This is a genomic window from uncultured Phenylobacterium sp. (assembly GCF_902826855.1).
In the GTDB taxonomy this organism is placed as follows: Bacteria; Pseudomonadota; Alphaproteobacteria; order Caulobacterales; family Caulobacteraceae; genus Phenylobacterium.
The window spans coordinates 1-8096 of sequence record NZ_CADEGK010000133.1 but is presented as its reverse complement, the minus strand read 5'-3'; the positions used below and the strand labels follow the sequence as shown (position 1 = coordinate 8096).

11 protein-coding genes are annotated in these 8096 nt (G+C 67.6%); 8 read left to right on the top strand and 3 right to left on the bottom strand.

The genetic code is table 11. The annotated features are described in order from the left end of the window. The first annotated feature begins 217 nt into the window (after positions 1–217). From QZV94_RS16970 to QZV94_RS16955, 4 genes are all read left to right on the top strand, one after another. Positions 218–664 (top strand): biopolymer transporter ExbD, encoded by a 447-nt coding sequence (locus QZV94_RS16970; protein WP_293679295.1) that lies wholly within the window; start codon positions 218–220, stop codon positions 662–664. Positions 665–775: 111 nt separating this feature from the next. Further along, a complete protein-coding gene (locus QZV94_RS16965; protein ID WP_293679293.1) occupies positions 776–1201 on the top strand; it encodes a biopolymer transporter ExbD in 426 nt (141 codons plus the stop codon). Between the two features lie 94 nt (positions 1202–1295). After that, positions 1296–1616, top strand: a complete 321-nt coding sequence (locus QZV94_RS16960; protein WP_293679291.1) for a hypothetical protein — start codon at positions 1296–1298, stop codon at positions 1614–1616. Positions 1617–1624: 8 nt separating this feature from the next. Then, the gene (locus QZV94_RS16955) at positions 1625–2056 is read left to right on the top strand and encodes a hypothetical protein (protein WP_293679289.1); all 432 of its coding nucleotides are present in this window, start codon (positions 1625–1627) and stop codon (positions 2054–2056) included. 19 nt (positions 2057–2075) lie between these two features. Here the strand turns inward: QZV94_RS16955 and QZV94_RS16950 are convergent, their stop codons facing one another. Next, complete coding sequence (locus QZV94_RS16950; RefSeq protein WP_293679287.1) at positions 2076–3191, bottom strand: GTP-binding protein; 1116 nt, start codon at positions 3189–3191, stop codon at positions 2076–2078. A gap of 154 nt (positions 3192–3345) precedes the next feature. Between QZV94_RS16950 and QZV94_RS16945 the strand changes: the two genes are divergently transcribed. The 3 genes from QZV94_RS16945 (at position 3346) to QZV94_RS16935 (ending at position 6024) form a co-directional block, all read left to right on the top strand. Further along, entirely contained in the window at positions 3346–3789 is a 444-nt protein-coding gene (locus QZV94_RS16945) for a hypothetical protein (RefSeq protein WP_293679285.1), read from the top strand. Between the two features lie 129 nt (positions 3790–3918). After that, positions 3919–4893 (top strand): CDF family Co(II)/Ni(II) efflux transporter DmeF, encoded by a 975-nt coding sequence (gene dmeF / locus QZV94_RS16940; RefSeq protein ID WP_293679283.1) that lies wholly within the window; start codon positions 3919–3921, stop codon positions 4891–4893. Positions 4894–4905: 12 nt separating this feature from the next. Next, positions 4906–6024, top strand: a complete 1119-nt coding sequence (locus tag QZV94_RS16935) for a serine hydrolase (protein WP_293679282.1) — start codon at positions 4906–4908, stop codon at positions 6022–6024. A 3-nt stretch (positions 6025–6027) separates the two neighbouring features. Here QZV94_RS16935 and QZV94_RS16930 read toward each other — a convergent pair whose 3' ends face one another. Next, on the bottom strand, positions 6028–6402 hold the full coding sequence (locus tag QZV94_RS16930; protein ID WP_293679280.1) for a PRC-barrel domain-containing protein: 375 nt from the start codon (positions 6400–6402) through the stop codon (positions 6028–6030). A gap of 64 nt (positions 6403–6466) precedes the next feature. After that, a complete protein-coding gene (locus QZV94_RS16925; protein WP_293679278.1) occupies positions 6467–7663 on the bottom strand; it encodes a helix-turn-helix domain-containing protein in 1197 nt (398 codons plus the stop codon). 159 nt (positions 7664–7822) lie between these two features. Here QZV94_RS16925 and QZV94_RS16920 point away from each other — a divergent pair, with 159 nt between their 5' ends. After that, positions 7823–8053, top strand: a complete 231-nt coding sequence (locus QZV94_RS16920; RefSeq protein WP_293679276.1) for a hypothetical protein — start codon at positions 7823–7825, stop codon at positions 8051–8053. Positions 8054–8096: the final 43 nt, after the last annotated feature.

Sequence of the window (8096 nt, the reverse complement as noted above, 5' to 3'; positions counted from 1 at the left end):
AAGCTCGCGCGGCCGGCGCGGTCGAAATGGACCGCGGTCACATGGGCGTCGAAGGCGAAGGTCATGCCCCGCTCTAGTGCGTCGGAGGCTCGCCGGGCAAGGGCGAGCCTCCGAAGCGCGTTTGGCTGCTTTGCGCTTTACAACCCGCTACCGGCTTGCCAATGGTCGCCGCGAGGGGCGCCTCGCTAAGTGCGCTCATGGGAAGGAATACAAAGGCATGGGGTCGAAAGTCGGCGGCGGCGGAGGCGGCAGTAAGTTCGACCTCGGTCAGAACTCGGACATGAACGTGACGCCCTTCGTGGACGTCATGCTCGTGCTGCTCATCATCTTCATGGTGTCGATCCCGGCCGCGACGGTCTCGATCAAACTGGACCTGCCCCCGGCCATCCCGCCGCCCCCCGGCACCAAGGTGAAGGAGCCGATCCTCATCAACATCCAACGGGGTGGGGTCGTGTTCATCGGCGAGGCGCCGACCAACCTGGATTCGATCACCCGCGACCTCTCGGACGCCCTCACCAAGGACGATCCGACCCTGCCGCCTACGGAGCAGCGCGTCTACATCCGCGCCGACCGGGACGTCCGCTACGCCGACTTCATGGCCGTCATGAACACCTTGCAGGGCAACGGCTTCTACCAGGTCGCTCTGATCAACGAAGAGCTCTAAACGGCTCGATGAAAACGCTGAGACCCGCCGTGGGCAACCGCGGCGGGTTTTCTCTTGCCTCCATGAACTACATACGTAATATATTACTGTGTAGACGAAAAGGAGCGCTTAATGGCCGCCATGCTGTCCACCCGGTCTGGAGGGGCCTGGAGCATCCCGCAGAACGCCGAGATCAATGTGACGCCCTTTGTCGACGTGATGCTCGTGCTGCTGATCATCTTCATGGTCGCCCTGCCGGTGGCCCAGGTCTCGGTGAAGGTCGACCTGCCGCAGGCTCAAGCGGCGGCCGGTCCGATCCAGCCGCCCGTCGTGGTCAGCCTGACCCTGTCCGGCCAGGTGTTTGTTGGCGACCGGGCCACCACGCTCGCGGCCTTGCCGGACGTCGTCACTGCCGCCCTCGGCCCCAATCCGCGCGACCAGCGGGTCTATCTGCGGGCCGACGAAGGCGTCCGCTACCGGGAGCTGATGGGCGTGATGAACCGGCTGCGGGCGAACGGCCTGGAGAAGGTCGCCCTGATCGGAGAACCTATCGAATGATCGGCCGCGAACTACACCAATAGCGCGTTGACTCTCAACCTCCGAGCGTGACACCTTCACTATTGGCTGTTCTGCAAGTGCATGGAGATCCAAGGTGGCGATCACTCCCAGGAGCAAGGCCGCGCTCGTGTCTGTCCGCGAGCTTCCAGGCCTCGTCGAAGCGGCCGTGCGAACGGCGCATGTGAAGGTTCCCAAGGCGACTGCGGCGGACGACGCCCTCTTGCTGCGCTGGGACCTGATCGGCCGCATCCTTCGCGAACGCGACCTGAACGTGGCCCAGGGTTTCGCCGACGCGGTGGTGACCGAGTTGAAAGCCAAGGGCGTGGCGGCTTCGCCCGCCCTCCTCGTGATCGACAAGAAGATCCTCGCCGGCTTCTTCGAGCGGGTGAACATCCCGCAGCAGCGCCAGTTCTAGGTCCGCCAATGTCGGCGGACGAGGACCGCCTGTCATGTCCGAGCGCCCAGCCGGACATGCAGGACGCTCGCATCTTCGGTGTGATCGCCGGAACGCCGGACGAGCCGCGGGTCGCCTACCTGAAAAAGAAGGCGCAGGTGACGCCCGAGATGCTGGAACAGCTGGACGGGCTCGATCCGACCCGCGTGTTCCGCTACGCCGCCCGATGTGAGAACGGCCGCTGCGCCCAGTACGAAGGCGGGCGCTGCAGCCTCGCGCAACGGATCGTCACCCAACTGTCGCCGGTGGTTTCAGACCTGCCCTCGTGCCAGATCCGCGACACATGCCGCTGGTTCGTCGAGGAGGCTGGGGCCGCTTGCCTCCGGTGCCCTCAGGTCGTCACGCGGGTCCCCAGCGATCAGAACGCACTTCGCGCGGCGGCGTTCAAGGAAGACGCATAGCGAGCCCCCGCGCGGCCTGCTAGGCGGCGATGCAGCTCTCGAAGCCGGCCCGGAGCGCCGCCTCGTTGAGGTTGCGCCCGATGAAGACCAGGCGCGAGTAGCGGTTATCCGTCGGCTTCCACGGACCCTGGAAGTCGCCCTCGAGGATCATGTGCACCGCCTGGAAGACCAGCCGGCGCTCCTCGCCCTTCACGTCCAGGATGCCCTTGGCGCGCAGGATGTCCACGCCCTGGGTCTGCAGCACGTTGTTCAGCCAGGCCGTCACCCGGTTCCCGTCGATCGGCGTCTGCGCCGTCAGCGAGATCGAGGTGATGCCGCTTTCGGCGACGTGATCGTGGATGGGCGCATGGCCGTGATCGTGGCCGTGGTGATCACGGTCGTGATCGTGATCGTGCCCATGGTCATGATCGTGATGATGATGCTCGTGATCATGGTCGCAGTCCTCGGTGTGCACGTGGCCGGCCTCGCCGTGACCGGGGTTGAGGAAGTCCGGCTGCAGCTCGGTGACGCGGGCTAGGTCGAAAGCGTGGCGGCCCAGGATGGCGTCCAGGGGCACGTTCGACCGCTCCGCGCGGCGGATCGGGGCCAGCGGGTTCAGCGTGCGGATCGCCTTCTCCACCTCCGCCAGCTCGGCCTCGGACACGAGGTCGGTCTTGTTCAGGATGATCTGGTCGGCGAACGCGATCTGCTCGGCCGCCTCGCGGCTGTCCTTCAGGCGCAGCGGCAGGTGCTTGGCGTCGACCACGGTCACCACGCTGTCCAGCTCGGTCTTGGCGCGGACGTCGTCGTCCACGAAGAAGGTCTGGGCCACCGGCGCGGGATCGGCGAGCCCCGTGGTCTCCACGATGATCCCGTCGAACCCCCCCTTGCGCTTCATCAGACCCGAGAGCACCCGGATCAGGTCGCCGCGCACCGTGCAGCAAACGCAGCCGTTGTTCATCTCGAAGACCTCTTCGTCGGCCCCGACGATCAGGTCGTTGTCGATGCCGATCTCGCCAAACTCGTTGACGATGACCGCATAGCGCTTGCCATGGCTCTCGGTGAGGATCCGGTTCAGTAGCGTCGTCTTGCCGGCGCCGAGATAGCCGGTGAGCACGGTGACCGGGGTTTTGGTTGCTGTGGCGGCTTCGCTCATGGCGCTCATCTAGTGCCTCGGCGGCAAGATAGGAACCGCGGACCGCGCCAAACGACATCTCAGCGTCAACCCTACCGCCAACTTAACCTCGCTCGTTGGGCGCGCCTTCATCCCGCGCGGGCTGTCTGTTGCTCTGCAAAACCGGAGGCGTCACATGCCCAAGAAGACGATAGACACGCAGCCACTCGACGACACCCAGGACGGCGGGCACTTCGCGACGATGCCTAAGGACATCTCGCACGTGACCTTCTATTTCGATCTGGACCCGGACGGTGGCGGAGAGGGCGACGACGCGCAGTTCTTCTTTGTGAAGATCGAAACCCCCGACAGCGTGAACGACGACCTGGACAACTGGTACCAGGACGCTCTCACCGAGATCCTGCTGCGCAACGCCCAGCTGGAAGGCGCCGAGAACGTCGGCGTGGCGATCAAGTTCGGCAGCGCTCGCGGCGGGTCGGGCGGCGAGTTCTACTATGAAATCGACAACGACAGCACCGACGAAGATGACGGGGCCCCGACCGGCGCTCCGGTTCAGGCGCGCGACTACGGCGACTACGGTGGTGGCGTGGAATACGGCTACGGCGACCTCTTCGCCTGATTTCGGACTGCGCCTGGAGGCTGCGACCTTCAGGCGCTTCCCGGCCCGAACGCCTCAGCCGTGCGCAAGCCGCCTTGACCGTGCACCTATGTTATAAGATAACGCCGGCCCTCCCTCCAAGGGCCTCCCGTGACCTCCGACGCCCCCGACACGACAGACGGAGCTCCTGCTCTGGACGCCTTCCGGGCCGATCGGGTCTATCTGGGCGCGGACCATCGCCGCAACGAGCGGCGCACCTGGATCGTCACCGGCATCTGCGCGGCCACCCTGGCGGCGCTCGTGGCGGGTGGCGCGGCGACCCGGTCCCTGGCGCTGATCGCCAGCGGCCTGCACATGGCCGCGCACGTCGCCGCCCTGCTCGTCGCATCGGCGGCCTACGCCATGGCGCGCCGCCACGCGGGCAATCCGGCCTTCAGCTTCGGCACCGGCAAGCTGGGCTACCTGGCGGGCTTCACCAACGCCGTCGTCCTGGCGGTGACCGCCGTGCTGATCGGGGTCGAGAGCATCATCCGCCTGCTGAATCCCGAGCCGGTGGACTACACCAACGCGCTGCCCATCGCCGCCGCCGGACTGGTGGTTAACCTGGTCTGCATCTGGCTGCTGCGGCCCACCGGGGCGGCCGCCGCGCGCAATGATCCGCAGGGGGACCTCAACCTGTCCGCAGCGCACCTGCACCTATCCGCGGACGCCATAGTATCGATCTTCGCGCTCGCCGCGATCCTCGCCGGGCGACAGTTCGGCTGGGCATTTGCCGACCCGGTCGCGGGCCTGCTGGCCGCCGGCCTCGTAGGCCAGTTCGCCTGGACTCTATTGCGGCGCGCAGGCGCCGCACTCCTGGACATCAACCCCTCTCCCGAGCTCACCGCCGAGATCCGTCGCCGGCTCTCCGACGAGGCAGGAGAGCGGGTGATAGACTTGCACCTGTGGCGGCTCGGCCCGGGACACCATGCGGTGATCGCGGTCATCGCGGCGGAACATCCGAAGCCCGCGGCGGCGTACCGCGCCCGCCTCGCTGGACTGGCGGGACTTTCCCATGTGACAGTCGAGATACGCGAGGGCGCTGAGAGTCTCGGCGATGGCCATGCGGGTCATAGCCACGGTTGAGTACGGGGTGCGATGGCCGGCTGGCTTCGACATCTGCGCGGCGTGCGTGGGCTGGCGCTGGGCGGCCTCGCAGCAGCCGCGGCCCTCGCTGGCGGACTGGTCTCCGCCGATCGTTCGGTCAAGGTCGCCTCTGGTCCGCTGACCGAGACCCGCTTCCACCTGTTGGCCAAGAAGCCCGCGCCTGCGCCGGCCGCGTTGCAGGCCCGCCTCGACGAACTCGCGGCGACCTACGGCGAGGAAGTGGGTGTCGCCGTCACCGACGTCTCCGAAGGCTGGACCGCCGGGGTCGACAAGGACAGGCCCTACCCGCAGCAGAGCGTCTCGAAGCTATGGGTCGCGATCGCGGTGATGAGGGCGGCCGACGCGGGCCGCCTGGACCCCGAGGCCTGGGTGACGCTGACCGACGAGGACCGCTCGGTCTTCTTCCAGCCAGTCGCCTACAACATCGGCAAGGCCGGCTTCACAACCCAGCTCTCGTCGCTGCTTCGCCGTGCGCTGGTCGAGAGCGACAACGCCGCCAACGACAAGCTGATGCGTGAGATGGGCGGCCCCGACGGCGTTTCGCTGGCGTTGGCGGAAATGGGGCTGGCGGGGGTGAAGGTCGGCGCCTACGAGCGCGACCTCCAGGCCCGCACGGCCGGCCTCGTGTGGCAGACCGACTATGGGATGGGCTGGAACTTCCAGGAAGCGCGGCAAGCCCTGCCGATGGCGACCCGCGAGGCTGCCATGGCGGCCTACCTGGCCGATCCATTGGACGGCTCTTCGCCGGCCAGCATCACGGCGGCGCTCGCCATGCTGTCCCGTGGCGAGCTGCTCTCGTCGGAATCCACGGCCACGGTGCTCGGCCTGATGCACGACGCCCGCACCGGGCCCCGTCGCCTGAAGGGCGGCCTGCCGGCGGGCTGGTCGATCGGCCACAAGACAGGGACCGGGCAGGATTTCCAGGGCGCGGCGATCGGCATCAATGACGTCGGCCTCCTCACCGCCCCGGACGGCCGCACCTACGCCGTGGCGGTCATGATGCGCCAGACGCGCAAGCCAGTGCCCGAGCGCCTGGCTTTCATGCAAAGCATCACCCGCGCAGTGGCGGAGCATTGGGCGGCTGCCGAAACGCGTACAGCAGCCGACTAGCGGTTAGATCCAGTATGGCCCGATGCCGTAGCCGGCATAGAAGCTGCGGATCTGCTCGCGGCTCCCCTCGTCGGTCCAGCCACTGAGTTCGGACTCGTCGATCATCGGGGCCTTCTCCAGGTCCGATTTCGACAGCGGGACAACGTAGGCGCGCTGGGCCTCGTCATACTTCAGCGCCTTCCATGGCACCGCGTGGTACTTCGCGCCGAGGCCGAGGAGGCCACCGAACGACAGGATCGCATAGGCGACATTGCCGGAGACCTTCTCGATCGCCACGTCCTCGATCTTGCCCAGCTTGTCGCCGCGCGCATCGACGACATCGGTGCCGTTCACCCTGTCCGCCGGGATCAGGGGGTGTTCTGGCTTCTTGGTGGTCATAGCGTCGTCCTCCGTACCCTGAGGTAACGGCTCAGCCGTGCGGAGGGTTCAGTCCCACCCGCGTTTAACGCGTCGCGGCCACGCGCTTTGCGCCGAGGTTGGTGCGGCCGACCCCGTCCACTTCGTAGAGCGCCTCCAGGGGCTGGTCGGGCTGGGGGTGGACGGCAGCCAATGCCTTGCGGTCTGTGGCGATCTCGGCGGTCTGCATCACTCCGATGTCGCGGTTGCCGGCGATGATCACGAAGCGGTTGCCGCTTGGGCCCTTGAAGGCGGCGAGATAGCCATAGTCGCGGTTCGGTGTGTCGCCGGCCGCCGGTCCCGCGCCGGATACGTAGGCGTGGCCGGTCTTCTTCTCGATCAGCTCGTCGTAGGTGTCGCCGATGCTGTAGCGCGAGCGCTCAAACACTGGCTCCTGCAACAGCCGCAGCGCCGAAAGGTAGCCGACATAGACGACGTCGGAGCTCTTCAGCATGTCCGGCGTCACCCGCGAGGAAGTGGTCACCCGCACCCGCTCCATGTCGCCGGCCGCCTGGCGCACCAGCGGGATCACCTCACGCAGCGCCAGCGTGGCCCCGACAGGCGTGTAGTAGGTGTCGAGATCGACGTACCGGCCCTGGAGTTGCGGGTTGTCCATCAGCCAGGCGTCGAGGTCGGCGGCGGAATTGATCTCGAAGGCCCGGATCATCCGCTTGGGACCGTCACCGCGCTCGGTGTCGCCGAAGATGTAGTAGTCGCCGACCACCACGATCACCGGACGATCGCGGCCGATACCTGCCCACATCGGGCTGGCGGCGGTCCGGGCAAGGTCGTGGGACGGGGCGGTCTCGCGGGCCACCAGCCACCACCCCGCGGTGTTGGCGACCACCAGCAAGCTCGCGGCCGCGAGCGCCGGCCACAGCCAGCGCGGCCTGGGCTTCGCGGTGGGCGCAGGCTCCTGGGCGGCTTCGACGACGTCCAGGCGATACTCGCCCACGGGAATCACCAGCCGCTGGGGCTCGTCCGCGCCGGGGCCGGCGTAGAACGCGTCCAGCTTCTTGCGAAGGCGGTGCACATAGACCCGCACCGAGGCGTCGCCGGACAGGCCCAGGTCTCGCCCGAACACGTCCGCCGCCACGTCAGCCTCGCTAAGGGTGCGCCGCCCACGCGCGGGGTCGGCGAGATAGTCGAACAGCCGCGACAGGCCGCGCGACCGGCCCAGCACCCCGCTATCGCGAACCCGCACGACCTGCCGCTCCAGCGCCTCCGCACGATCCGCGACCATACTCTACCTTCGAGCCCCATCCTGGGGCCTCGAGCGCTGCTGTAACCCCCTGTAACGGTCATGGAAACCGTAAAGTACGGGCGCGTGTCGCGGGCACGCACTAGCGCGAGCCCCAGGCCGACGTGGCGCGAAGACCACTGCGGCTGGGGGGTAGTCACGATGACCGATCGATTTCGCCGTCTGCTCGTTGCCGGTGCGGCCGCCGCGGCGCTCGCGCCCGGCGCGGCCCTCGCGAACGAGGCCGCCGACGTCGGCGAGATCGTCGTCACCGGCCAGCTCGAGCAGACCCTGCCGCAGAGCCTCGCCGAGTATGGCAGCCGGCTGGGGGTGGTCGACTGGGATACGGTTCCAAAGGGGCTGTTCGTGACGGCGGGCACGGCCCTCTCGTGAGCCACGCCCGTTCTCAGCCTGATCCCGCAGGCCGGGCCGGCAC

Bases quoted from the DNA above. Each gene is read 5' to 3' on its own strand.
- QZV94_RS16935 (WP_293679282.1), top strand. From the start codon at position 4,906: ATGGCCGGCTGGCTTCGACATCTGCGCGGCGTGCGTGGGCTGGCGCTG.
- QZV94_RS16965 (WP_293679293.1), top strand. From the start codon at position 776: ATGGCCGCCATGCTGTCCACCCGGTCTGGAGGGGCCTGGAGCATCCCG.
- QZV94_RS16920 (WP_293679276.1), top strand. From the start codon at position 7,823: ATGACCGATCGATTTCGCCGTCTGCTCGTTGCCGGTGCGGCCGCCGCG.
- QZV94_RS16970 (WP_293679295.1), top strand. From the start codon at position 218: ATGGGGTCGAAAGTCGGCGGCGGCGGAGGCGGCAGTAAGTTCGACCTC.
- QZV94_RS16955 (WP_293679289.1), top strand. From the start codon at position 1,625: ATGTCGGCGGACGAGGACCGCCTGTCATGTCCGAGCGCCCAGCCGGAC.
- QZV94_RS16945 (WP_293679285.1), top strand. From the start codon at position 3,346: ATGCCCAAGAAGACGATAGACACGCAGCCACTCGACGACACCCAGGAC.
- QZV94_RS16930 (WP_293679280.1), bottom strand. From the start codon at position 6,402: ATGACCACCAAGAAGCCAGAACACCCCCTGATCCCGGCGGACAGGGTG.
- QZV94_RS16925 (WP_293679278.1), bottom strand. From the start codon at position 7,663: ATGGTCGCGGATCGTGCGGAGGCGCTGGAGCGGCAGGTCGTGCGGGTT.
- QZV94_RS16950 (WP_293679287.1), bottom strand. From the start codon at position 3,191: ATGAGCGAAGCCGCCACAGCAACCAAAACCCCGGTCACCGTGCTCACC.